The organism is Thermoleptolyngbya sichuanensis A183, assembly GCF_013177315.1.
GTDB classification, from domain to species: Bacteria; Cyanobacteriota; Cyanobacteriia; order Elainellales; family Elainellaceae; genus Thermoleptolyngbya; species Thermoleptolyngbya sichuanensis.
Genome location: NZ_CP053661.1, coordinates 4293536 through 4316824 on the forward strand (window position 1 = coordinate 4293536; position 23289 = coordinate 4316824).

General features: G+C 56.4%; 20 protein-coding genes and 2 pseudogenes. 15 read left to right on the forward strand and 7 right to left on the reverse strand.

Annotated elements, in window-relative coordinates; translation table 11 throughout:
* Positions 1 to 18: 18 nt before the first annotated feature.
* The 3 genes from HPC62_RS17895 to HPC62_RS17900 form a co-directional block, all read right to left on the reverse strand.
* Positions 19 to 345, reverse strand: a complete 327-nt coding sequence (locus HPC62_RS17895; RefSeq protein ID WP_172357843.1) for a hypothetical protein — start codon at positions 343 to 345, stop codon at positions 19 to 21.
* 49 nt (positions 346 to 394) lie between these two features.
* Positions 395 to 517, reverse strand: coding sequence for a hypothetical protein (locus HPC62_RS24005; protein ID WP_267313416.1), 123 nt, complete (start codon positions 515 to 517; stop codon positions 395 to 397).
* A gap of 68 nt (positions 518 to 585) precedes the next feature.
* Positions 586 to 1758, reverse strand: a complete 1173-nt coding sequence (locus tag HPC62_RS17900) for a tetratricopeptide repeat protein (protein WP_172359024.1) — start codon at positions 1756 to 1758, stop codon at positions 586 to 588.
* 1365 nt (positions 1759 to 3123) lie between these two features.
* Between HPC62_RS17900 and HPC62_RS17905 the strand changes: the two genes are divergently transcribed.
* The 9 genes from HPC62_RS17905 (at position 3124) to HPC62_RS17945 (ending at position 10928) form a co-directional block, all read left to right on the forward strand.
* Entirely contained in the window at positions 3124 to 4560 is a 1437-nt protein-coding gene (locus HPC62_RS17905) for a DUF2927 domain-containing protein (protein WP_172357845.1), read from the forward strand.
* 436 nt (positions 4561 to 4996) lie between these two features.
* Positions 4997 to 5137 (forward strand): 50S ribosomal protein L34, encoded by a 141-nt coding sequence (gene rpmH, locus HPC62_RS17910; RefSeq protein ID WP_084782327.1) that lies wholly within the window; start codon positions 4997 to 4999, stop codon positions 5135 to 5137.
* Between the two features lie 195 nt (positions 5138 to 5332).
* On the forward strand, positions 5333 to 5737 hold the full coding sequence (gene rnpA / locus HPC62_RS17915; protein WP_267313444.1) for a ribonuclease P protein component: 405 nt from the start codon (positions 5333 to 5335) through the stop codon (positions 5735 to 5737).
* Entirely contained in the window at positions 5709 to 6092 is a 384-nt protein-coding gene (locus HPC62_RS17920; protein ID WP_172357849.1) for a PH domain-containing protein, read from the forward strand. The genes rnpA and HPC62_RS17920 overlap by 29 nt, the downstream gene beginning before the upstream one ends.
* Before the next feature lie 302 nt (positions 6093 to 6394).
* On the forward strand, positions 6395 to 7537 hold the full coding sequence (yidC, locus tag HPC62_RS17925) for a membrane protein insertase YidC (protein WP_172357851.1): 1143 nt from the start codon (positions 6395 to 6397) through the stop codon (positions 7535 to 7537).
* 3 nt (positions 7538 to 7540) lie between these two features.
* Complete coding sequence (locus HPC62_RS17930) at positions 7541 to 8029, forward strand: Jag family protein (protein WP_172357853.1); 489 nt, start codon at positions 7541 to 7543, stop codon at positions 8027 to 8029.
* Positions 8030 to 8199: 170 nt separating this feature from the next.
* Positions 8200 to 8715, forward strand: a complete 516-nt coding sequence (locus HPC62_RS17935; RefSeq protein WP_228721648.1) for a YceD family protein — start codon at positions 8200 to 8202, stop codon at positions 8713 to 8715.
* A gap of 40 nt (positions 8716 to 8755) precedes the next feature.
* Positions 8756 to 10267 (forward strand): AAA family ATPase, encoded by a 1512-nt coding sequence (locus HPC62_RS17940; RefSeq protein WP_172357855.1) that lies wholly within the window; start codon positions 8756 to 8758, stop codon positions 10265 to 10267.
* Between the two features lie 226 nt (positions 10268 to 10493).
* Positions 10494 to 10928 (forward strand): SH3 domain-containing protein, encoded by a 435-nt coding sequence (locus tag HPC62_RS17945; protein WP_172357857.1) that lies wholly within the window; start codon positions 10494 to 10496, stop codon positions 10926 to 10928.
* 165 nt (positions 10929 to 11093) lie between these two features.
* On the opposite strand, the gene HPC62_RS17950 is transcribed toward HPC62_RS17945, so the two are convergent.
* A complete protein-coding gene (locus HPC62_RS17950) occupies positions 11094 to 12008 on the reverse strand; it encodes a J domain-containing protein (RefSeq protein WP_172357859.1) in 915 nt (304 codons plus the stop codon).
* 731 nt (positions 12009 to 12739) lie between these two features.
* On the opposite strand from HPC62_RS17950, the gene HPC62_RS17955 reads away from it, so the two are divergent.
* The 3 genes from HPC62_RS17955 to fabG all read left to right on the forward strand — a co-directional run bounded on the left by HPC62_RS17955 (position 12740) and on the right by fabG (position 14528).
* Positions 12740 to 13129, forward strand: coding sequence for an NINE protein (locus HPC62_RS17955; protein WP_172359026.1), 390 nt, complete (start codon positions 12740 to 12742; stop codon positions 13127 to 13129).
* Positions 13130 to 13189: 60 nt separating this feature from the next.
* Positions 13190 to 13732 carry a ComEA family DNA-binding protein gene (locus HPC62_RS17960; protein WP_172357861.1) on the forward strand — a complete coding sequence of 181 codons (543 nt, stop codon included), beginning with the start codon at positions 13190 to 13192 and terminating at the stop codon, positions 13730 to 13732.
* 97 nt (positions 13733 to 13829) lie between these two features.
* Positions 13830 to 14528, forward strand: a complete 699-nt coding sequence (fabG, locus tag HPC62_RS17965; RefSeq protein ID WP_172359027.1) for a 3-oxoacyl-ACP reductase FabG — start codon at positions 13830 to 13832, stop codon at positions 14526 to 14528.
* A gap of 5 nt (positions 14529 to 14533) precedes the next feature.
* Here the strand turns inward: fabG and truB are convergent, their stop codons facing one another.
* Complete coding sequence (gene truB / locus HPC62_RS17970) at positions 14534 to 15433, reverse strand: tRNA pseudouridine(55) synthase TruB (protein WP_172357863.1); 900 nt, start codon at positions 15431 to 15433, stop codon at positions 14534 to 14536.
* A gap of 675 nt (positions 15434 to 16108) precedes the next feature.
* Between truB and HPC62_RS17975 the strand changes: the two are divergent.
* From HPC62_RS17975 to HPC62_RS17985, 3 genes and pseudogenes are all read left to right on the forward strand, one after another.
* Positions 16109 to 16687: pseudogene (locus HPC62_RS17975) on the forward strand (nitrate ABC transporter ATP-binding protein); the annotation flags it as partial.
* A 253-nt stretch (positions 16688 to 16940) separates the two neighbouring features.
* Positions 16941 to 18515 carry a B12-binding domain-containing radical SAM protein gene (locus tag HPC62_RS17980; protein ID WP_172357867.1) on the forward strand — a complete coding sequence of 525 codons (1575 nt, stop codon included), beginning with the start codon at positions 16941 to 16943 and terminating at the stop codon, positions 18513 to 18515.
* Positions 18516 to 18600: 85 nt separating this feature from the next.
* On the forward strand, positions 18601 to 20349 hold the full coding sequence (locus HPC62_RS17985; RefSeq protein ID WP_172357869.1) for a peptide ABC transporter substrate-binding protein: 1749 nt from the start codon (positions 18601 to 18603) through the stop codon (positions 20347 to 20349).
* Positions 20350 to 20374: 25 nt separating this feature from the next.
* On the opposite strand, the gene HPC62_RS17990 is transcribed toward HPC62_RS17985, so the two are convergent.
* Complete coding sequence (locus HPC62_RS17990) at positions 20375 to 22327, reverse strand: TolC family protein (protein ID WP_216655282.1); 1953 nt, start codon at positions 22325 to 22327, stop codon at positions 20375 to 20377.
* A 375-nt stretch (positions 22328 to 22702) separates the two neighbouring features.
* Positions 22703 to 23208, reverse strand: a pseudogene (locus HPC62_RS17995) (IS5 family transposase); the annotation flags it as partial.
* Positions 23209 to 23289 lie beyond the last annotated feature (81 nt).

A 23289-nucleotide genomic window follows, 5' to 3' on the forward strand; every position in this document is an offset into this window, starting at 1 on the left:
CTTCACCATTAGTCCAAACTAAAGTGATAAGGTGCGGTCTTTCAAACGCCTGGCAGCAGGACGGTTCCACCGACTCGCATCACCTGCCAACAACGGTTGCTGCTGAGTCGGTATCTGCTGCACCAACAGCTTCAGCACCTTTGATCGGGGTAGGCGGCTATCGCGCAACGCTTCATAGGTGCTCGACCACTGGCGACGAAAGACAGGACTCTGCGATAGCCTCACAAACGACACGATGCACGCACTCACTAACACGGCATCCATCAGATCAAACAGGGCATCTCTGGCGTTTCCCAAGCTGGCATACAACGTTTGGCGAAATTGCTGAAGTTCGTTGAAAATCATGGGGTCAATGTTGGTTGTACTTCATTGACCTTACGGCAGTCGGTGCTTCTCATTGACTGCCTTCCTCTTCACCATTAGTCCAAACTAAAGTTCCCACCAGCGCGGGCTGGATTGCCAATGCCACTAGTCTAGAGAGCATTCCGGTGCTAATGCTGCCGCTGGCGATCGCCATGATTTTGATCCACCTCTGGCTGGTGCAGCACAGTCCGAGCGATCGCTCGTTGAGCTAGCAACCTACGGCTAAATCGCAAATCCCATTTCCTTTAGCCCCTGCCGCAGCCGCTCTGCCTGCTCTGGATTGGACTGGGAATGCAGGGCGATCGCCCGCCCAAAGGAGGCCAGCCCCGATTCCACCTGCCCCAGCTTGATCAGCGCCACGCCCAGATTTTGGTGTGCCTCGGCGTGGTCGGGCTGGAGCCGAATCGCTTCCTGATAATGGGTCACAGCGTTGGTAATTTGTCCCTGCGCCCGCAGCGTCGTGCCCAGGTTGTAGTGTCCGGCGGCAAAGTTGGGGTCGATGGCCAGGCAGTGTTCATAAAGCTGGCGGGCAGTGGACAGATCGCCTGCGGTTTTGCACAAGCTGCCCAGGTTGTTGTATGCGCCCAGCTTCAGCGGCTCCAGCACGGGTTGTTGCAGCGCGGCCTGATACTGCTGTGCGGCTTGCTCTAGCTGGTTTAGCCGCGAAAAGGCAATGCCCAGATGATAGTGCAGCTCATAGCGCACAGGCGCATCGAGTTGGGGCGATTTTAGCCCCTGCTGCAAAAGCTGGATGCCGCGCTCCACCTCGCCCATTTGCACATACAGCGCCCCCAGCTTGCTGCACTCGTAGGGGTCGTCGGGATGGGCCTGCCAATAGCCCTCCATGACGGTTCGCGCTTTTTCCAGCTTGTCGCGCCGGGCGATTGCCACGGGATCATAGCCATCGTGCAAAATCGCCACCTGCGGCAAGTCCACAATGCCCCAGCCCGGTTCCTGCTGTCGCAGCGCCGCCACCGCATCGTCAATCGTGGCGTGATAGGGTCGCGCAAAGGTCACGGCTGGATGCCGCCGAAATAGCCGCGACACCAGCGAATAGGGCGATTGCACTGCGCCCACCTCCTGCCGCAGCAGATTGATCACCAGCGTTTGGTCATGCTGCATCGCCTGCTGCATCCTCGGTAAGCAATCCGCCACCAGCGTTTCGTCGGCATCCAGCACCAGCACCCAGTCACCTGTGGCGTGGCGCAGCGACTCGTTGCGGGCGATCGCAAAGTCATTTTGCCAGGGGGTAGAAAATACCTTTGCCCCAAAGGATTGGGCGATCGCCACCGTATCATCCACCGACCCAGTATCGACCACGATTAGCTCGTCGGCCACGGTCGCCACGCTCTGCAAACAGCGCCCCAACCGCTCTGCCTCATCGCGCACAATCATGCAAAGGCTTAGCTTTGGTTTCACCGATTTTTCCCCTTTGCACCAACGCCTAAAGGAATGCCTAGAAAGAATGTCTGCCAAAAATGCCCGCAAAGAATGTCCACAGAAGGCTTACTCAAGCCCGTCAATCGGTCGTTGATCGCGACACCTTTTGATCCTAACTTAGGGCAGCCGTGCCATCGATGACGTTGGGGACGGATCTCCGCACGGTTCTATATAGTACAAAAGTACGATAAAATGTCAAAGCTGATTTAATAATGCTGACCAAAATGATTTAATAATGCTGACCAAAATATTGACCAACAGGCTTGCCGAAAAGTAAAACTCTGCTCTCGCCTGATCCGGCTAAAACCACGGGATGTGCAACTTTAGCCGATCCCCCTCCCCTTTTTCTGGGATGCTGAAGGCTTTAAGCCCTCTCCCAGAGCAGGATAGAGACTTCGAGCTTCTCTTGCTCCCCTTCTCCCAAGTCGGGAGAAGGGGTTGGGGAATGAGGGCAAATTGAAAGTTGCACATCACGTAAAACCTGTTTTGCCAACGGATTCTTGGAGGATGTTTGAAAAGTTCTACTGTTTGTAGCAAAGCGTGCAAGATCCCCCTAAATCCCCCTTAAAAAGGGGGACTTTAAGGTGGTTTCCCCCCTTTTTAAGAGCTAATTTATGAAGCAAATCTTAAGAAGCCTGAAACTCTTGGCATGTGTGGCTTTGAGGTCATGTTTGCCCAGGAAAAGCGGTTTCTCGGAAATCCTTGATTAACAAGGCTTTCAGAGCTAATTTATGAAGCAAATCTTAAGAAGCCTGAAACTCTTGGCATGTGTGGCTTTGAGGTCATGTTTGCCCAGGGAAAGCGGTTTCTCGGAAATCCTTGATTAACAAGGCTTTCAGGCTCCTTTACAAATTAGCTCTCAGGCTCCTTTACAAATTAGCTCTAAGGGGGGCTAAGGGGGGATCTCTGAGTGCCTAACATTACAGGCGATACCTTTTCAAACACCCTCTTAGAAAATTATGGGGAATATATAGTGGAGAACTGCGTATTTCCGCCAAATTGCCGCCAAATTGCAACCGAATTAATATCGAATTTTCTGCAAATCGCTCACCGTCTCCATTCTTGCGGAATCAGGAACCCGCTGTTGCGGCTTACAGTCCTGTCATAAAACCTCTCTAAGAGGCTAAGACATTTTCATTAAAGACTACTCGTAAGAGACTACCCGTAAAGCTCATCAACAGCGCAAACCCTTGAGTGAGCCAGGGTGGTCTTGTAGCACGGCGATCGCCTCTTATTCAGCATCGCCAGCGGCTTGGTTCGCAAAACGCATCTGCCTTGCATGGTTCGGTCTGGTCCCTCACGTTGCTTCGGAAGCGATTCATGAATATTCCATTTCCTCTCAGTTTGGCGGCATTTAGCCTAGTGGCGCTTGGGGTCACACAGGCCCTTGGCTCCCAGGGCCATACCCCCTCCGTAGAACCGGGCATCCACCTGCTCAGCAGCACTGCCACCGTCGCCTCAGGCAGAAGCGGAATGCTGAGTGCCCGTGATCCGCAGGCGTTGATCAACATCCGCGTCAGCCCCGGTGTGCAATCCAGACTCGTGTTTACGGGAACCCCCAACACGCCCGTCATGATTCTTCAGGAAGCCCCCGGCGGAGATGGGTTTACCTGGTATCAGGTGCGGCTGGGCAACGGCGTAGAGGGCTGGGTGCGGGGCGACTTGGTGCGCGTAACGGCGGGTTCTGGGGCGATCGCCTCCTCGCCTGCTGCACCGCACCCCCCCGCCCAGCAAGCCGCAGGTTTCCAGAATGCCGCGGCCGATGCACCAATCTACGACCCGTCCTCTGGGGTGCTGATGCGTCCTGGAACCCGCCCGGAAGCGAGTGCGCCCAATCGCGGCGATTTGCCCAGCCCCATGTCTAATCTGCCTGCATATAATCCGTCTGTCCAACCCGTGCCGCCTGCCAGCGTGCCAACCAATGGGCAGACCAATCTCCCGCGCTATTCGCGTGAAGTCGTGGTCGATCAGCAGGGACAGCGCGACATCACCCAGGGAACGGCGAACCCTGCGGTGAACCAACCCCTACCCAGCCCCACTCCCCCCAATTCGCCAGGACTGGTGGATCGCATCGTGGATGGGATTAGTGCCATTGGCGATCGCGTGGGTGCGATTCTAAACCCTGGGCCAGCCCCCCTAGCAATCACGCAAGCAGACATTGATTACTTCACGGAAGTCGCGCTTGGCTCGGAATGGGGAAATAGTGCGCCGCTAATTCGTAGATGGAATACAAACTTGAGAATTCGCGTCACGGGAACACGCACTGCTGAGGATGACGCGACGATTCGCCAAGTGATGCAAGAATTAAACGACCTACTCCACGGCAGCGGCGTGCAGCTAGTCCACGACGATCGCAACCCGAATGTCGAGATTATTTACGCACCAGAAAGCCAGTTCCGCCAGCTAGAACCTAACTATGTGCCAGGGAATTTAGGCTTTTTCTGGGTGCGCTGGAATAGTAGCGTCATCAACTATGCCCGCATTTTGATTACCAATACAAACCGCGTCACGCAGCGAGAACGGAGCCACTTGCTGCGGGAAGAACTGACTCAGGTCTTGGGTTTGATGCGCGACTCCAATCGCTATCCCAACAGCATTTTCTATCAGGGCTGGACGGATGTGACCGAGTATGCCGAAATCGATCGCACGCTGATTCGGATGCTCTACCATCCCCAACTTCGACCCGGTATGACGCAATCGCAGGCCGTTGCCGTCCTGCAAACTCTAGCTGATCCACGCGCCGCCAGAACCCGCTAGCGAGGTTTCCTTAATCCTGCCGGGGCAAAGCCTGGAGAACTGCATGAATCCTATTACCTGTGAGTCCTATTGCCTCAGGATCTACTGCGATAAGTTTTCTGGGTTTTGGAGGATTTCTCGCGGGCTGCGCCCGCGAGAAATCCTCCAACCGCGTAAGTCCTATGCCCACAAAGCACAGAGACAAGCGGGGGACGATTGAGCCTGAAGAAGGGATGAAGTTCTCTAGAAGTTGTTTAACCTCTCCGGATGCTCTATGTCCTCAGACGTAGAAACGAATGGTAGATGCACCCTGATTCAAGCCCTAGAGGTTCGCCTCTGGGGTTTTTTCTTTTGCGTTTGTCTTGCGTCCTCTGGAGAGTGATACAATAGTAGACCGTGGCTTTCGCAATTCACATTCTGTATCATCCCCTTCTGCAACGGTTGGAGAGCTAAAATTATGACGAAACGTACTCTGGGTGGAACCTCCCGCAAGCGCCGCCGCACTTCTGGCTTCCGCGCACGAATGCGTACCAAAAACGGGCAACGAGTGTTAAAAGCACGCCGTCGCAAAGGGCGGGTTCGTTTGTCTGTTTCCTAATCTCCACCTGCGTCCCGTCCAGATAGGGGTTTGAGCTAGCCACCAGTTTGCCTGGAGCTAGCTTGTTTGCGTATGGACTGATTGGGCTGGATTGGCTTATGGCTCACTGGCTTACGGAATAGATGTGTTGTGGCTCTCCCCAAAGTCCATCGACTTAAGCGTCGGCAGGAATTTAGCAAGGTTCACCAGTCCGGCGTGCGGCGCAGCACTCGCAACTTCACGCTACGCGCACTGCGCCAGGTTCCAGTCCACCAGAGAAAGCCCGGTTTGCCCGATTCTGATAGGTCTGATAGGAATGCGGTAGATGGCAATGCAGTAGACAGGAATGCGGCAGAACCATTAGGGCGATCGCCCACGCGCATCGGCATCACGGTCAGCACCAAGGTCAGCAAGCGGGCCGTGGTTCGCAACCGCATCAAGCGGCGTATCCGGGCGGCTCTACGCGAGTTGCTGCCTGGGTTCGCAACGGGCTGGATGATTGTCGTCATCGTGCAACCCGTTGCAGTAAAGTGCAACTATAAAGAAATTCTGCAAGAATTAAAGCAGTTGCTGATAGAGGCCGAGGTGTTCGATGGGCATTCGGGAAGATGTGTACTATGAAGGCGGCCCCCACATCGGGGATTTGATCCTCAACTGCCTGCTGGGGCTGACAGTGGTGTGCCTGCCGCTGACGGTGGGAGCGATCGTTCGGGCCATCTGGCTCCGCTATCGGATTACCGACCGACGGATTTCCGTTACGGGTGGATGGATGGGGCGCGATCGCTCGGATGTCATCTATTCCGAAATGGCTAGCGTGGTTGCCGTACCTCGCGGGCTGGGCAGTTGGGGCGATATGGTTGTTACGCTGAAAGATGGCAGCCGTCTGGAGCTACGCGCCATGCCCAAGTTCCGGGAAGTTGCCAACTACATCAGCGAGCGGATCGCAGCCAAGGCCTCCAAAAAAGCCAGCACTTAGACTCGATAGATCCGACCCGATAGAATCCGAATTGTCAGACCTGTTGGATCAGCCAAAAGCTAACTCCCCATTCGCTTAGGCAATTTGCTCTTTAGGAATTGGGACAACTGCAACCAGACGTTCAATTCGGCTGCAATCGACTGGTTTTGCAGCGTACAATGATGTCTGGTTACGTCTGGTGATTACATCCAGTGAAGCTAAATGCGTAGCACTTAGCTAGTTTATTTCCGGATTGTTTCTAGATTGTTTCCAGGTTTAGTCACGCCGTAAACGTTCAGAGCCACAAGGTACCCACAAAGCACATGGATTTTGGTGTCGGTTTTCTCTCCAACAACGTCATGTTGCCGATCCTGGATTTCTTCTACGGGATCGTGCCAAGTTACGGGCTGGCTATTGTGGCTCTGACCCTGGTGATTCGATTTGCGCTGTATCCTCTCAGCGCTGGGTCAATCCGCAATATGCGCCGGATGCGGGTTGCCAACCCGGTGATGCAAAAGCGAGTTAAAGAAATTCAGGAACGCTATAAGGACGACCCTGCTAAGCAGCAGGAGGAAATGGGCAAGGTTTACAAAGAGTTTGGTAATCCCCTATCGGGCTGTTTGCCTGTGCTGGTGCAGATGCCCATCTTGTTTGCCCTGTTTGCGACGCTGCGGGGGTCGCCATTCTCAGACATTAACTACAATGTGAATTTGCAAGTTCTGCCACAGGAGCAAATTGAGCAGATTCAGCCCCAGGCATATACTACCAATCCCCAAAATATTTACGTTTCGGATGGTGTGCATGTCCCTGTGGCGGCGGTTGTTCCAGGCGGAACTCGTCTAGCAGTGGGTGAAAAAACTCGCATCGATTTCCAAACAACTGAGGGCAAGCCGCTGCGGGAAGTGCTGGCAGCGTACCCCGACACGATAATCGACCCGGTTTGGAAGGTGACTAAGGGCGCTGAAAATATCCAGATTGACGAAGACGGCAATATTCAAGCCATCAAGCCAGGGGATGTCACGATTCAGGGCACGGTGCAGGGTCTAGCGGCAAATAAGGGCTTTTTGTTTATCGACAAACTGGGTCGTGTGGGCGCGAGGGATGCCGACGGCACGATTCACTGGGACATCGTGGGTATGATCATTTTCTTTGGTCTGAGCCTGTATGTGAACCAGCTTTTGTCGGGTCAGGGCCCCAGCAACAATCCTCAGCAGGATACAGTGAACAAGTTGACCCCAGTGCTGTTTTCGGGAATGTTTCTGTTTTTCCCGCTGCCTGCGGGCGTGCTGATGTACATGGTGATTGCTAACATCTTCCAAACGCTGCAAACCTTTATTCTGTCGCGAGAGCCGCTGCCTGAGAATCTGCAAAAGATTTTGGATGAGCAGGAAAAGCAGTCGAGTGGAGATAGCGGGCGGGAAGCGCTGCCATTTGAGCCGGGACGTTCTAAGAAAAAGGCGGGATAGCAGATGGCAAGCGTGGAGCAACAGCGGCAGGGGCGCGAGTGGCTGAATCAGCTGTTGAGTCTGGCTACCTTGCCAGCCGCGGTGGATGCTGACGGTGTGGCCATTCGCGAGGATGAAAGCTGCTGGCTGACGATTTCGTCGGATGCGCTCTCGACTAAGCAGATTCAGGCATTGCAGGGCGATCGCGGCGAGGTGCTGGACTCGATCCAGTATTTGCTCAACACCACGCTAAACATGGGCAAGCCAGAGGGTGAGCAGCAGCCGTTTACGGTGGAGCTAGACGGATATCGCGATCGCCGTCAGGCGGAGTTGCTGGCCCTGGCCGAAGAGGCGGCGGCAAAGGTGCGCGAAACGGGGGAAGAGTTTGAGATGGTAGCGCTGTCGGCGGCTGAGCGGCGACAGGTACACACCTTTCTCAAAGACTATGAGGATCTGGAAACCTCCAGTCGTGGTCAGGAACCCGATCGCCGTCTGGTGGTGCGTCGAAAGTAGCTGGGTCAAAGGCTATCTGGCAGTTGCGTCTGGTTGGCAGTTGCTCCTAGCTAATAGTTGCTCTGGGAGCCGAGCCTCTTGAGTGGGGCGGCCCAGGCTACAGTGCCAGGACTGAGAACGGGTTATTCTTTCCGTAGCGTCAATCGCAATGAGTGCGAGAGGAGGCGGCTATGATGCAGGCAATTCATATTCCTCAACTGCTGAGGGCGGTCGAGCAGACTGAAACGATCGAGGTGCAAGATCACCTGCCCGACCTAGATACCTTAATGCCCGTGCAGGGCACGATTCGCGTGATGCACAAGGGCAACTATCTGGACGTGTCTGCAAAGGCGGAGGCGATTGTGACTCTGACGTGCGATCGCTGTTTGCAGCAATACAACCATCGCCTCTCGATCGACGTGTCGGAAATGATCTGGCTACAAGAGGCGACTTCCACAGCCGCAGAGGATTTGTTTGATCAGGATTTAAGCTCGACGGAGGGACTGATCGAGTCGCTGCCGCCGCGGGGCTATTTTGAGCCAGATCGGTGGCTCTACGAGCAGCTTTGTTTGGAAATTCCTCCGCGCAAGCTCTGCGACCCCAAGTGTGCAGGTATTGAGCTAAGCGACGAGTTGCCCGTGCCGACGGTGAATGTCGATCATCGATGGGCATCGCTAGAAGCCCTGAAAAAGCAAATGCTGAACTGAGTGCAGCAGATGAAACGAAGGGGGTTGGCAGGAACGAGGCATGAGTTTTGCAGAAGAGTTTGAACTGCTGCTGCGGGCCCGCTACCCGCTGATCTACGTGCCGACTCGCGAAGAGGAGCGCGTGGAAGGGGCGATCGCCCAGTGTGCCCAGCAGGGCAACCGCTCCTTTTACGTGTGGGATTTTGTCGATGGCTATCAGGGCAACCCCAACGATGCTGGCTCTGGCAAACGCAACCCGTTGCAGGCGCTGGAACTGGTCGAAAAGCTGCCGCCGACCGTTGCCGCAGTCTTTGTCCTGCGAGATTTTCACCGTTTTTTAGACGATGTAGCGGTTGCCCGCAAGCTCAAAAACCTGGCGCGATTGCTCAAGTCTCAGCCCAAAAATATTGTGCTGATTTCGCCACAGGTGACGATTCCCGATGACCTCAGCGACGTGCTGACGGTGCTGGACTTTCCTTTGCCCACCGCTAGCGAGATCCGACAAGAACTGGAGCGCCTGACGATGGCGACCGGGCGATCGCTCGATAGCCGGGTGTTGGATGATCTGGTGCGCTCCTGCCAAGGGTTGTCGATGGAGCGGATTCGGCGGGTGCTGGCGCGGGCGATCGCCACCCACGGCGAACTGCAAGCCGAAGACGTAGACCTGATCCTCGAAGAAAAGCGGCAGACGATCCGCCAGACGCAAATTCTCGACTTTTATCCCGCTACTGAGCGCATTTCCGACATTGGCGGGCTGGATAACCTGAAAGACTGGCTGCTGCGGCGCGGCGGTGCGTTTTCCGAAAAAGCCCGACAGTATGGATTGCCGCACCCCCGCGGGCTGCTGCTGGTGGGCATCCAGGGCACAGGGAAATCGCTGACGGCAAAGGCGATCGCCCACCACTGGCACCTGCCCCTGCTGCGGCTGGACGTGGGCCGCCTGTTTGCCGGACTGGTGGGCGAGTCCGAATCGCGCACCCGCCAGATGATTCAGCTTGCAGAGGCTCTAGCGCCCTGCGTCCTGTGGATCGACGAAATCGACAAAGCCTTTGCTGGGTTGGACGGACGCGGCGACTCAGGCACCAGCAACCGCGTCTTTGGGACGTTGATCACCTGGCTGGCAGAAAAAACCTCGCCTGTATTTGTAGTTGCAACCGCAAACGATATCGAGGCGCTGCCGCCCGAAATCAAGCGTCGGGGGCGGTTTGACGAGATTTTCTTTGTGGGGCTGCCCAGCCAGGAAGAGCGCAAAGCGATTTTTGAGGTACACTTAATGCGCTTGCGGCCGCACAATCTCCAAAGCTACGACCTAGAGCGGCTGGCGTATGAAACGCCGGAATTCTCTGGGGCAGAGATCGAGCAAATTCTGACCGAGGCAATGCATCTCGGCTTTAGCCAGGGACGCGACTTTACGACCGACGACGTGCTAGAAGCAGCCAGCCAGATGATTCCCCTAGCGCGGACTGCTCAAGAGCAAATCGAAAAGCTCCAGCGCTTTGCCGCCGAAGGGCGGGCCCGCCTGGCCTCTCGCCAAGGCAACTTGTTCCTGCGGCCCCAGTCCCAATCTTCCTAGCCTTGCTGTTAAATATCCTGCGGAGTTTTGTGTTCGTCCTCTGGCTGGCTCAGGTATCCTGCAAGAGTCCTTGAACAGTTTCCCACTCGAACAGTTTCCCGTCGAACAGTTTCCTGTCGAACAGTTTCCCACTCGAACAGTCTCCCGTCGAACAGTTTCCCGTCGAACAGTTTCCCACTCAAACAGTTTCCCCAAAGATTTTCAAGTTCCAAAGATGAGTCGCACTATGGGTTTGCAACGGCTGGCACAGGGCGTAATTGGGGTTTCGCTGGCGATCGCCATCCTGTTTTTCGCAGGGGTCAGCGCGGCCCGCTATCTAATCAACCGCCTCACCGAACTGCCGCCTCGACCCGTCTTCCCCAACGACACCGCTCCCCCCGGCGGCGCAGTGCCCGTTGCGGATGGTACCGTGCCCCCGCCAGACACCACACCTGTCCAAGCTGCCGCATCTGGAGAGGTCTACACTGCCCGCGTTCTTCCGGCAGTTGGGATTGTGCTGCGAGACGGCCCCAGCCTGGACTCCGCGCAAATTGGCGGCATCGACTATAACCAGGAAATCACCGTGCTGGAAACCAGCGCCGACGGTGGATGGCTGCGGGTGCGCCTGAACGACGGCAGCGAAGGCTGGGTCAAAGCGGGCAACACCGAGCGAATTCAGTAAACCTCTTGCGTGAATCGTTGGGCGGCACCGCCGCCCAACGATTCACGCTCTCAGAAAAGCATTTATGTAAGAGGTCTAGTAATCACGAGCTCGGCAGTCTTGCGGGTCTAATTTGCGGGACTAATTGAGCGGGACTAATTGCAGAGAGTCGCAGAGATTCAGAGATTAGCGCTTGCGGGCAAACAGCCCAAACAGTCCACCCCCTGGGTTTTCGGGCTTCGCGTTGGGCGCGTCGGGTGCTTCGAGGGGGATATTGAGCCGGGGCGCATAGCGCAGCGCTAGGGGGTCTTTGGGGTTGAGCTTGAGCGCCTGACGGCAGTGAACCTTTGCCATCGTGGGCAAGTCCTGCATCAAATAAGCCGCCGCCAGTAGCGAGTGATATTCGCTCTTTTTGGGGTCGATCTTGATGGCATCCTTCAGTTCGCGCACTGCCAGACCGGGATTATTCTTGCGGACATACTCCTGCGCTCGCTGGTAGTGGCGCTGAGCATAGTCGATGGCAGGCTTCTCGTCATCGGCAGGGGAAGCCGGAGAAAAGGTAGCAGGCGTGGGGGCAGCCGTGGACACAATCCCCGTGCGTTTTTCCCGAATAATCGGCTCGCCCATCTTGAGCCGCAGGTAAACGAGATTCAGTTCACCCAACTGCTCGGTGACGGACTCGAATCGATCCAGCGGGGTGTATTGCGTAGCGGCCAGATCAGTAACGGCTTGCTCATAAAACACGTCAATGTTGGCCAAAGACGTTTTGATGAGAGACTGGGCGATCGCGCTTTGGGGACGCATCGGCTCCTCTCGGCTCATGCGGCGCACCCGAAACCGAAGCAGCGCCAGATGCTCGGCCCGCCCTTTGTCTTGCTTAATTTTTTGATAAGTCGGGCTGACCAATCGCGCAAATAGCTGAGTAGCCAGTTCGCGATTGGCGGCTTCGGCCTGGGCAAAGCTGTCGGGATGCAGCAGCTTGGCGATCGCCCGATAGCGCTTGAGGACACGCCGCTCATCCGCAGTCACCGATAGCCCCAGCACCGCGTAGGGGTCGGTAAATTGCGTCAGCCAGTCGGGTGAAAAAGACCTCTGCGACATTCAAGTGCGTCTCTTCAGCAAAGTCGGATATCACATAAACCCTGGTAGAACAGCATGACTGTCTGCCCATTTCCTCTCATTTAGCCGTCGTTAGGCTCGGATGCACCGGAAGCAATCCCTAGGAACAAAGATTGAGCCATTGAAGTGACCTATCAACCCAGAGTTGACTCTTGACCTAGAGTTGACTCTGGGTTGGTCTGCCGCCGAGTTACCTCTTAGTAAAGGATAGCAGCCTCCTACCCGTATTTCTGGGGAGGACAACCCTCACTCACTCTGCCAGCAGGCGGCAGACACCTGCTCATGACGCAATTTTGTCCTGGTGAACTTCTAGAGTATCAGTATTTCTACGGGGGCTACGTTACCCCGGATACTGAATCTTGCCTTTACAAAGTGGGCAGGGGATGAAAATAGACTGTCTATCGACGGACAAGAGCAACCCTGGAATCGTTAGTAACAAAAGGTAGACGCGATACACAGCCTAAAAACTTACACAGAACTCAAAAGAATTCGGCCACTTGGGGCTTCTGAGTTGGGGGCTATCCAATATTATGGCGATTTCCGCAGGCGTGTCATAGGCCAAAGTACGGTAGTCCCATAGAGTCTTTTTGAGCATTCCGCAAAGACTTGATGAAGGTAGGTGGGCAGAAATCGTGTCCGCTGCCTACCAGAATCGATATCATGGAGAGGTTTTAGGAGTCCGCGAGTTCTCTGCGATCGCCCACATCCCAGCAATGCTCAGCCAAACCTATCCGTCCCGAAACCGCCGCACTGCTATTTTGCTCGCCCTGGCGGGTGTTGTTGTTCCTGGCCTACACAAGTTTTATCTGGGTCAGCGCGGCTGGGGGATTGCCTATCTCCTGTTCTTTTGGAGCGGTATTCCCAGAATTGCCAGTCTTTTTGAAGGCATTTGGTTTCTCGTGCAGGGGCAAACGGCGTTTGATGCGGCGTTTAACGGAGGATCTGCCCTACCACCCCAGCCCGCTGCACCCCGGATTGACCCGGCTCAGGTGGGGGCGATCGCCGATGCGCTACGCCAGCTCGACATGCTGCGGCAGGACGGCTTAATTTCTGAATACGAATTTGAGCAAAAGCGGCGACGGCTGCTCGATCAAATTGACTAATGCTCATGATTAATACTCAGACTAATACTCAATTGACTAGCACCCAATAGCAGGCAGGGAATGAGCGGAAACTGGTGGTCGATGGGCTTGAGGAATAGCGCCCAAGAAGCGCTGCGATCGCGCCTGGCCAAAGACCCCTACTACCGCTTTCAATCCGTAGAGGAGTTGCAGCTTGCGGCGCGGCTCGGCGTGGCGATTGACGTAAACCAGGCGAGCGTAGACGACTGGCTGCGGCTGCCAGGATTGTCGATTCACCAAGCGCGATCGCTCTCTACCCTCACCCAGTCTGGCGTTCAGCTTCACTGCCTAGAAGACATCGCCGCCGCCCTCAGCCTGCCCGTGCAGCGCCTCCGCCCGCTGGAACCTGTGCTGCAATTTTGCTACTACGACCCCGAAAGTCTTTGCGCCATCCAGCCCGCCAACCCCAACACTGCATCGCTGGAAGCGCTGATCCGCGTTCCTGCCATTGACCTATTTCTGGCACGGGCAATTTTGCAGCATCGCCAGCGCTACGGCCCGTATCGAAACCTGGCGGATTTTCAGCAGCGACTTGCCTTGCCGCCGGGACTGGTTGCCGAGCTAATGCACTATCTCCGGTTTTAATCCTGTTGTCATCTGGAGGCGCTACGCTTTTCAGCAGGTTTCGGAAATTATCAAAGAAGAAACATTAATAAACATTAAGCGAGAAGCGGCTATGAATTTGACAGGCAAGGAAGTGCTGTTAACAGGTGGCACAGGCGGGCTGGGACAGGGCGTAACGCCCGTTCTGCTGGCCCAGGGGGCAGCGTCAATCACCATTCCCTATATGAGCGCCCGTGAAGTGGAGCGGATGAAGGGGCTGTTGTCTCCGGCAGATTTGGCGCGGATTCGGTTTGTGTTGGCGAACCTGAACGATGAGCAGTCGGTGCAGCAGTTGGTAGATGGAATGCAGCGGGTGGATGCGGTGATTCATCTCGTCGGCGGATTTTCAATGGGGCCGACCCATGAATATGCCTATGACCAGTGGCAAAAAGATTTTGACCTGAACCTGGGCACGACGTTTTTGGTTTGTAAACACAGCCTGCGGCGGATGCTGGAGCAGGATTATGGGCGGATTGTCACGGTGGGGTCGCGGGGTGCAGTGGAACCGGGCGCACAGCTTGCGGCCTATTGCGCCTCCAAAGCGGGCGTAGTGGCACTGACGCGGGCGATCGCTGACGAGACGCGGGGCACGGGCATTACGGCCAACGTGGTCTTGCCCAGCATCATCGACACACCCGGAAACCGAGCCGCGATGGGGGCAGAAAACGCTGCCCAGTGGGTGAAGCCGGAATCGCTGGGACAGGTAATCTGCTTTTTGGCTTCGGAAGCAGCACGGGATCTGCGGGGTGCAGTGGTTCCAGTCTACGGCAACGTGTAGCGGCGCTAGTCCATCTGTCCTGCCAGCACCACCCACGGCACCAGGCAAATGCCTTGCTGCGTGGCGCGAAATTTGCCAATGCCCAGAACCGTATCGCGGTCATCTTGAACTCGCAGCGGCGCGTCGAGGTCGGTCACGGGGTCTGTGGCGATGGGCTGGCCCTGCGTCCAGCGAAGCGCATCAGGCGGGGGCAGCGGGATGGCGGGCAGGTGGGCAAGGGCGATCGCCGCCGAAATCGGTACGAAGGTTCCCGCTTCGACCTGTGCCGCTAGGTCTTCTAGCGTCAGGCTGGCTGCCAGGTCAAACCCGTGGCTCTGGGTGCGGATCAGGCTAGCCAGCGTGCCGCCCGTGCCCAGCAGGTTGCCCAGATCGCGGGCAATAGAGCGGATGTAGGTTCCGGCTCCGCAGGCGATCGCCAGTTCCGCTTCGGGACAATCGCCGGGTCGCCAGTCCAAGAGTTCAATCTGGTAAACCGTCACGGTTCGCACAGGTACGTCTACCGAAACGCCCGACCGCGCCAGGTTATAGAGCCGCTGGCCGCCGACTTGAATGGCGCTGTAGGCGGGCGGCATCTGCTGGATTGTGCCCAGAAACTTGGGCAATAGCGCTTCGACCCGATCGCGGGTGAGATGGGCGGCGGGGGTTTGGGTGAGGAGTTCGCCCTCCAGATCGTCTGTGGTCGTGGTGATGCCAAAGCGGGCGATCGCCCGATACGCCTTGTCCTGCCGCAAAAATTGCAGCAAGCGCGTGGCCCGACCCAGGGCGATCGGCAATACCCCCGTTGCCGCCGGATCAAGCGTACCGCCATGCCCTACGCGCTTCATCTTTAGCAGTCGCCGCACCCGCGCCACGCAGTCGTGGGAGGTCAGTCCGGCGGGCTTATGCAGGTTCAAAAAACCGTCCATCCAGGAATTCGCTCACTTTAGAGGACTTTCGGGGAAAAGCAGAGAGTTGCACAACCATAGTCTTAGAACTATGGTTGTATTCAGAATCATAAGTTTGTATATAGGATTCTCGCAAAAACAGAGTACACTCAATTCAACATCGAGAGTTGCACAGGCGCTACTGGCTTCGACCAGAGTTGCATAGCTATACCGATGGCTATCTCAATTCTTACTTGTCTTACCTGGTTTCGATTCGTATTCCCTAGCTTTGTCGATTCAGCCTGATGCTTGCTTTCTGCAAGTATGGCAGGCCCTGGTTCTCAGGAAGGCAGAGCTAAGGAACCGTATGAACTTTCGCTATCGCTCGATCTATCACCTAGGCGATCGCCCAATCTCTCTACTCTGGACGCAGAGTGGCTTGGGTTGTGCTATCTCCATTCGGCTAAACGTTCAACCCAAAGTTCAACTCAGCGTTCACAAAGCGACGATCTTCGCAATCGTCTTAGGAGGTTCTATGTCTCATTTTTCTGGCTTGTCTCGTCGGAAGTTTTTATTCACCGCTGGTGTATCAGCGACCGGCGCAATCTTACTCAAAGGCTGCACTACGCCATCGTCTAACTCCACTGCGAGTTCTGGTGCATCGCCAGCAGCTAGCCCTGTCGCAGCCAACAATACGCCCGAAACTACCAAAGCCGTCCTTGGCTATCTCCTGGCCCCGATCGCATGGTGGTGCTTCAAAACTATTCGCTGTTGCCGTGGCTGACCGTGCGCGAAAACATTGCGCTGGCGGTGGGTGAGATTTTGACGGACATTCCCAAGGCGGAACGGCGATCGCTCATTGAGCGGCACATCAATCTGGTGGGGTTGCAGCACGCGGCAGACAAGCCTCCAGCGCAGCTTTCGGGCGGGATGAAGCAGCGAGTGGCGATCGCCCGCGCCCTAGCCACGCGCCCCGAAGTGCTGATTCTGGATGAACCCTTTGGCGCACTGGATGCCATCACCAAGGAGGAATTGCAGGAGGAACTGCTGACCATTTGGAATGGGCATCGCTGCACTGTGCTGATGATCACCCACGACATTGACGAGGCGCTGTTTCTAGCCGATCGCCTGGTGATGATGACCAACGGCCCGGCTGCGAATATCGACGAAATCCTCACGATTCCTTTTGCGCGTCCTAGAGATCGCGATCGCATTATGGAAGATCCGGAGTATTACAAACTGCGGAACTACGCGCTGGATTTCCTCTACAATCGCTTCGCCCACGATGATGTATAGAAGCCAGCCCGTGTAGAAGCGAGCCTGTGTAGAAGCCAGCGAGAAGGAGCGGGCATAGAAGCAAGAGAGAGCGTTCAACCGTTCACGCAATGGCAGTCTCCAGTCAGTCTGCTTCGGCTGCGGTTGTCCCCTATTTAGAAGGTGGGGTATGCTGCGACTAGGTTTTCGACCCATCTCCGGTTGGAAGCTTCTCGGAAGCTTCGGAAACTGAAGTTTCCCAGTCTGCTAGCACTGTCACCCTAAGCCGAACGCTATGCGTGCTTTATTGCTCTATCCGCTCTTTCCCAAATCTTTCTGGTCTTATGACAAGGCGCTGGAACTGATTGGCCGAAAGGTATCGCTGCCGCCGCTGAGCCTGATCACCGTGGCGGCGATTTTGCCCCAAACCTGGGAATTTCGCCTGATAGACCGCAACGCGGGCCCCGAAACGGAGGCAGATTGGGATTGGGCGGATCTGGTGATTATTTCCGGGATGATCGTGCAAAAAGATGACCTGCTGGATCGAATCCGGGAGGCCAAGCGGCGCGGCAAGCCCGTGGCTGTGGGTGGGCCCTACGTCACCTCGGTTCCCGAACCCGCACTGGAAGCGGGCGCAGACTACCTGGTGCTGGACGAAGGAGAAATCACGCTGCCCATGTTTGTGGAGGCGCTGGAGCGAGGCGAGCCGTCCGGCATTTTTCGCGCCAATGGCGATAAGCCCGATGTCACCACCACGCCGATTCCGCGCTTTGACCTGCTGAATCTGGATAACTACAGCGAGATGTCGATTCAGTTTTCGCGCGGATGCCCCTACCAGTGCGAATTCTGCGACATCATCGTGCTATATGGCCGCAAGCCGCGCACCAAAACGCCCGCTCAACTCCTGGCAGAACTGCAAGCGCTGTATGACCAGGGCTGGCGGCGATCGATTTTCATTGTGGACGACAACTTCATTGGCAATAAGCGCAACGTCAAGCTGTTGCTAAAGGAACTAGTGCCCTGGATGCAGGAGCGAGACTATCCCTTTAGCTTTGTCACTGAGGCATCGGTGGATCTGGCGCAGGATCAGGAGTTGCTGGATCTGATGATTGCGGCAAATTTCAACGCGGTGTTTTTGGGCATCGAAACGCCAGATACCGATAGCCTCTCGCTGACGCAGAAGTTTCAAAATACCCGAAACCCGCTGATTGATGCGGTCAAAACGATTAACCGCTCTGGGCTGCGGGTGATGGCGGGGTTCATTATCGGCTTTGATGGAGAGAAACCGGGGGCGGGCGATCGCATCATTAATTTTGTCGAAGCCACTGCCATCCCCCAGGCGCTATTCAGCATGTTGCAAGCCCTGCCCAACACAGCGCTGTCTCAGCGACTCGAAAAAGAAGGGCGGCTGATCAACCCTGACGAAACCGCCAGCATTCACCAGACCACGCTGATTAACTTTGTGCCCACGCGCCCCATCGAAGACATCGCGCAGGAATATATCCGCTGCTTTTGGGAACTGTATGACCCGCATCGCTACCTGGCGCGGGTCTATCGCCATTTCATCGAAATGCGCCCCAGCCCCAACCGCAAGAAAAAACCGACCATGCTCACGCCGATTGAGATCCGCGCCATGTTCATCCTCTTCTGGCGGCAGGGCATCAAGCGCAGCACCCGCTGGCAGTTTTGGCGACAGCTCTTCTCCATCCTGCGCCACAACCCCCGTGTATATGACCATTACTTAATCAACTGCGCCCACCTAGAGCATTTTCTAGACTATCGGGCGATCGTCCGCGATGAAATCGAAGCGCAACTGGCGACCTATTCACCGACCGAGCTAAAGCAAACCGCGCTGCCGGCCTCTGCCTGAGCGCCTGGAGCGTATTCACCTTAACCACAGCGCTCCGGAAACCGTGCTTCCCTAGTAGAAACTTCGATTTCCCATCCCCCGCTCCATGTTTCTAAACCGCTGGCAGCGCCGCCTGTTGCCGTTCGTTTGCAGCGCCCTGCTGTGCCTGATGCTGGCGATCGCCTGCGGCCCTTCGCCACCCGCCTCCCAACGCCCAACGGCCAGCCCAGCGGCGGATGCCTCGGCCAGCGTCCTCAAGCTGCTCTACTGGCAAGCGCCGACGATCTTGAATCCGCACCTGTCTAACGGCTTCAAGGACTCGGAAGCCAGCCGCATTACCCTGGAGCCGCTGGCCAGCTACGATGCTGGGGGGAATCTGATTCCGATCTTGGCGGCAGACGTGCCTACGCTGGAAAACGGCGGCGTAGTGGCAGACGGTCGCTCCGTCACCTGGAAGTTGAAGCCGGGGCTGAAATGGTCGGACGGGGAGCCGTTTTCAGCGGCGGATGTGGTGTTTACGCATCAGTTTGTGACGAATCCAGAGGTGGCGGCGATTTCGGCGGCGACCTACGAAATCATCGAGTCCGTAGAGGCGCTGGACGAGACGACGGTCAAAATCACCTTCAAAGAGCCAAATCCCGCCTGGAGCAACGTCTTCGTGGGCACAGAGGGGATGGTGCTGCCCCGGCATTCGTTTGCCGAGTATCTGGGCGCACAGTCGCGGGAGGCTCCGGCTAACCTGATGCCTGTGGGCACGGGCCCCTATCGCGTGGTGGAGTTCAAACCCGGTGATGTCGTGATTTATGAGCCAAACCCCAACTATCGCGGGGCAGACTCGCTGGGGTTTTCTCGCGTTGAACTGAAGGGCGGCGGCGATGCGGTGTCGGCGGCGCGGGCGGTGCTGCAAACGGGCGATGTGGACTTTGCCTATAACCTGCAAGTGGAAGCGCCGATCTTGGAGCAGTTGGCGGGGGCGGGGCGGGGCGAAGTGGTGGCCAACTTTGGCTCGCTGATGGAGCGAATTTTGATTAACTTCTCTGATCCCAGTGCAGACGTGGACGGAGAGCGATCGCACGTCAGCCGTCCCCACCCGTTTCTGACAGACCCCGCAGTGCGGCGGGCGCTCAGCCTGGCCATCGATCGAGGGGCGATCGCCACCCAGCTTTATGGCCGCACAGGCAAACCCACGGCCAATTTCCTGGTGGCTCCAGAATCCTTCAGTTCCCCCAACACCAGCTACCAGTTTGACCCGACCGCTGCCCAGCAAGCACTCGAAGACGCAGGCTGGAGAGATACCAACGGCGACGGCATCCGCGATAAAAACGGCGTGCCCCTCCAGCTGGTGTTCCAGACCTCCGTCAACCCGCTGCGCCAAAAGACTCAGGAAATCCTGAAGCAGGCGTGGGAATCCATCGGCTTTCGGGTGGAGCTAAAAAGCATTGATGCCAGCATTTTCTTCGACAGCAGCCCCACCAACCCCGACAATACCGGCCACTTTTACGCCGACCTGCAAATGTACACCACGGGCAACACCAACCCCGACCCCGGCTCCTACATGAAAACCTACCTTTGCAGCGAAATCGCCCAAAAAGCCAACAATTGGTCCAAAGACAACGTTTCGCGCTACTGCAACTCCGCCTACGATGCCCTGTGGCAGCAGGTGGCCAGTGAACTCGACCCCGAAGCCCGGCGGCAAATCTTTATTCAGATGAACGATCTGCTGGTGACCGATATCGCCGTCATTCCCTTGGTGCATCGCGCAGAAACCGCAGGAGTGGGCGATCGCCTTGCAGGAGTAAACCTGACTCCGTGGGATTTGAACACCTGGAATATTGCCGAGTGGCGACGGAAATAGGCGATTACCGGGTATTGCGAAGCGATCACCGGGTATTGCGAATGCGATCGCCCCGACCCAGGGGATTTTCGGCCAGAAAGCCGTCTGGCAGGTTGCTGATGGCCCGCTGGAGCGTCACCAGAGAGCGGTTGTAGCCCAGCACCGCCCGCACCAAGTTGACCTCTGCTCGCGTCAGGTCGGTTTGCGCTCGCAGCACTTCAGTTTGGGTGCCCACGCCTGCCTGGAACCGGAGACGCGCCAGCCGCAGCGATTCTCGCGCCTGTTCCACGCCCGCTTCAGCAGTCGCAATGTTGGTTCTGTTGGCCTGGAGCGAGTAGAAGGCTTGCTCCACTTCCAACCGAATAGCATCGCGGTTGTCTGCAAAAGATGCTTCGGCGATCGCCATATTCATCTCCTGCTGACGGGCCTGCGCCCTAGCTCGCCCCCCATCAAACAGCGTCATCGAAGCCCGTACCCCAAACTGGTAAATATCTCTGAAGTCTGGATTTTGATCGTTGGTAGGATTTTCAACCTGATACTGACCAAATAGTGCTACCTGGGGGCCCAAAGCGGCCAAAGCGGCCCGTCGCTGCTGGCGGGCCACATCTCGCTGCACCAACTGCTGCTCCAGTTCTGCCCGGTTTTTATAAGCCAACACGATGCTTTCTTCCAGCGAGAGTGTCCAATCCTCTGCTGGAGTCACCGCATCAGCCGCCACCAGATTCACCGTCTGGGACAGATCCAGTCGGCGTACCAGTCGCCGTCGATTGGTCTGCTGCTCACTCAGCGCTTGCACCAGTTCTTGCTGGGCATTGGCCAACTCGACCTGCGCCTGCAAGACATCAAACCGAGTGCCTACGCCAGCCTGTTCCAGCGCCAGTGCGTCCCGCAAACTTTGCTCCGCCTGTCGTACCGTATCCTGAGCAATCCGGACGTTCTCATCGGCCTCTTGCACATCGTAAAAGTCGTTGCTGACATCCAGCCGCAGTTGCTCAGACAGACGCTCCACCTCTAGCTCTCGCAATCGCACCTGACCTTCAGCCGCACGAATCGTGGCTGATCGCTGCCCAGAGGTAAACAGGTCATAGTCAACTCGGAGGTTTCCTCCCAAACTGGTCGTAATGTCTGATTCTTGCGGGGGATTGGGGTTGAAGATAGAAGGCTGAGGGCGATCGGTATTTTCTGTAAACGTCAGGTCGGCTCCGATTTGGGCGGTGGGCAGGTTGGCAGCGCGGGCTTCTCGAAGTTGGGCGCGGGCTTGCTCTAGCTCCAGTTCTGCAATCTGAAGCTGGCGGTTGTTGCGTCGGGCTAGCTCGATGGCCTGCTGGAGCGTAATCGGCTGCGGTTCGCTGGTGCGGACTTCTCCGGGGCGGGTTGGAAACAGCAAAGGATTGGGATGGGGTTCCAGGTTTTCTGGAAAGCCATCGGTGAAGGTATTGCTGACGGGCTGGAGCGGACGTGTCTCCATCTCTGACTCTGCTGGAACTGCTGGAATGTCAGCAGGCGCGGCGGATGGGGCGGGTGCTGGTTCAGGATCGGTCGCGGGAGGAAAGGGAACTGGCTCGGTCTGGGTAACTGTCTGGGCAACTAGAGGCGTTGCGCTTGGTGTTGCCGCTGGCGAGGGGCGATCGCCATTGCGTTGACCACCAGCAGCCAGCCGGGCGATCGCCTTTGCGGGTTCAGCGGACTGGGCGATCGCCGTTGTGCCGTCTGGGTCACCTGCGTCTCTCTCGCCTGCAGCGTCTCGTCGAACCCCTCCCAGTGCCGCCAGGGTTGCCCAATCGGCGGCTCGATCTGCCCGCTGCCTGCGTCGCGCCAATGCGGGTCGAATCGAGGGGGATTGGGATTGGGACGCTTCCCCTCCATCAGGTGCAGGTTCTGGCGCGGGTTCCAGGGATGCCGGGGCGGGAATGTTGGCCTCGGCGCGGATGGCTTCGGCAGAGAGCAGGGCGGCGGTAACGCTAACGGTAGCAGACAAAAAAATTGAGAGCGATCGCATAACTTCTCGCAAGTGGGAAACAGCCTAAACCAAAGCAGGAACTATCTTCAAACCAAGCTTCAAACTAAAACCTTGAACGGTGCGGACTTCTTCTGCATCACCCAAAGTCCTTAATTTCTCCCTTTTTTGCCTATTTGAAACACACCCTCAAAACAGAGAATCCCAAACCGAATCTCAAGTATTGCTGTGTAGTCATTCACCACGGGTCACACATGGGTCACACACGGCTTAGCAAGGGGCCGAATCCACAAAAAACAGGCGCAACCTTATGCAGGATAATCTGCAACCCCGACCCAGGTAAATAGTTTTGCAAGTTTTGCGGAGATCCTCCCAGATAGATTACCGAAAATCTGTGAGAGCTGATTTATAAAGTAGCTAAGCTGCCAAGCGCTTGAGCATCAATTGAATCATGGCACCGTAGATCATGGCTTCACTCATTTCGCAATACAATTCGTAGTCTTTGCTCAAGCGTCGATAGCGATTCAACCAGCCAAAAGTTCGCTCCACAATCCAGCGCTTAGGCAGAATTTCAAACGACTTGGAGGTTCGTTTGATGACTTCTACGCGGACAGGTTCCCCACAGACCTGTTGGACTGCATGGGCAAACTTCTTGCTGCTATACCCCTGGTCTACCCACACCACCTCAAGCCGGGAGAGTTTATCGCTGGCTTCATCGAGCGTGACCACGGCTCCAAGCCGTTCTGAGGCATTCGCTTCGGTGACTAATACCCCAATTAAAAGCCCTTGGGAGTCTACAACGAGGTGGCGCTTACGCCCCTTAACCTTTTTGCCACCGTCGAAACCGTAGATGCCCCCCTTTTTTCGGTGGTCTTGACCGATTGGGAATCAGCAATTGCCACACTGGAGTCTATGGTTCTGCCCCTGCTTGACTGACAAAACAGGTTAAAGCTGGAACGAAAGCCATGCGGGAAGCAGAGCATGATTTAGGCTGAGAAGTAACC

Excerpts from the sequence above, each read along its gene's own strand:
- HPC62_RS17895 (WP_172357843.1), bottom strand. The coding sequence starts at position 345 with ATGATTTTCAACGAACTTCAGCAATTTCGCCAAACGTTGTATGCCAGC.
- HPC62_RS24005 (WP_267313416.1), bottom strand. The coding sequence starts at position 517 with ATGGCGATCGCCAGCGGCAGCATTAGCACCGGAATGCTCTCTAGACTA.
- HPC62_RS17900 (WP_172359024.1), bottom strand. The coding sequence starts at position 1,758 with ATGATTGTGCGCGATGAGGCAGAGCGGTTGGGGCGCTGTTTGCAGAGC.
- HPC62_RS17905 (WP_172357845.1), top strand. The coding sequence starts at position 3,124 with ATGAATATTCCATTTCCTCTCAGTTTGGCGGCATTTAGCCTAGTGGCG.
- rpmH (WP_084782327.1), top strand. The coding sequence starts at position 4,997 with ATGACGAAACGTACTCTGGGTGGAACCTCCCGCAAGCGCCGCCGCACT.
- HPC62_RS17920 (WP_172357849.1), top strand. The coding sequence starts at position 5,709 with ATGGGCATTCGGGAAGATGTGTACTATGAAGGCGGCCCCCACATCGGG.
- yidC (WP_172357851.1), top strand. The coding sequence starts at position 6,395 with ATGGATTTTGGTGTCGGTTTTCTCTCCAACAACGTCATGTTGCCGATC.
- HPC62_RS17930 (WP_172357853.1), top strand. The coding sequence starts at position 7,541 with ATGGCAAGCGTGGAGCAACAGCGGCAGGGGCGCGAGTGGCTGAATCAG.
- HPC62_RS17935 (WP_228721648.1), top strand. The coding sequence starts at position 8,200 with ATGATGCAGGCAATTCATATTCCTCAACTGCTGAGGGCGGTCGAGCAG.
- HPC62_RS17940 (WP_172357855.1), top strand. The coding sequence starts at position 8,756 with ATGAGTTTTGCAGAAGAGTTTGAACTGCTGCTGCGGGCCCGCTACCCG.
- HPC62_RS17945 (WP_172357857.1), top strand. The coding sequence starts at position 10,494 with ATGGGTTTGCAACGGCTGGCACAGGGCGTAATTGGGGTTTCGCTGGCG.
- HPC62_RS17950 (WP_172357859.1), bottom strand. The coding sequence starts at position 12,008 with ATGTCGCAGAGGTCTTTTTCACCCGACTGGCTGACGCAATTTACCGAC.
- HPC62_RS17955 (WP_172359026.1), top strand. The coding sequence starts at position 12,740 with ATGCTCAGCCAAACCTATCCGTCCCGAAACCGCCGCACTGCTATTTTG.
- HPC62_RS17960 (WP_172357861.1), top strand. The coding sequence starts at position 13,190 with ATGAGCGGAAACTGGTGGTCGATGGGCTTGAGGAATAGCGCCCAAGAA.
- truB (WP_172357863.1), bottom strand. The coding sequence starts at position 15,433 with ATGGACGGTTTTTTGAACCTGCATAAGCCCGCCGGACTGACCTCCCAC.
- HPC62_RS17980 (WP_172357867.1), top strand. The coding sequence starts at position 16,941 with ATGCGTGCTTTATTGCTCTATCCGCTCTTTCCCAAATCTTTCTGGTCT.
- HPC62_RS17985 (WP_172357869.1), top strand. The coding sequence starts at position 18,601 with ATGTTTCTAAACCGCTGGCAGCGCCGCCTGTTGCCGTTCGTTTGCAGC.
- HPC62_RS17990 (WP_216655282.1), bottom strand. The coding sequence starts at position 22,327 with ATGCGATCGCTCTCAATTTTTTTGTCTGCTACCGTTAGCGTTACCGCC.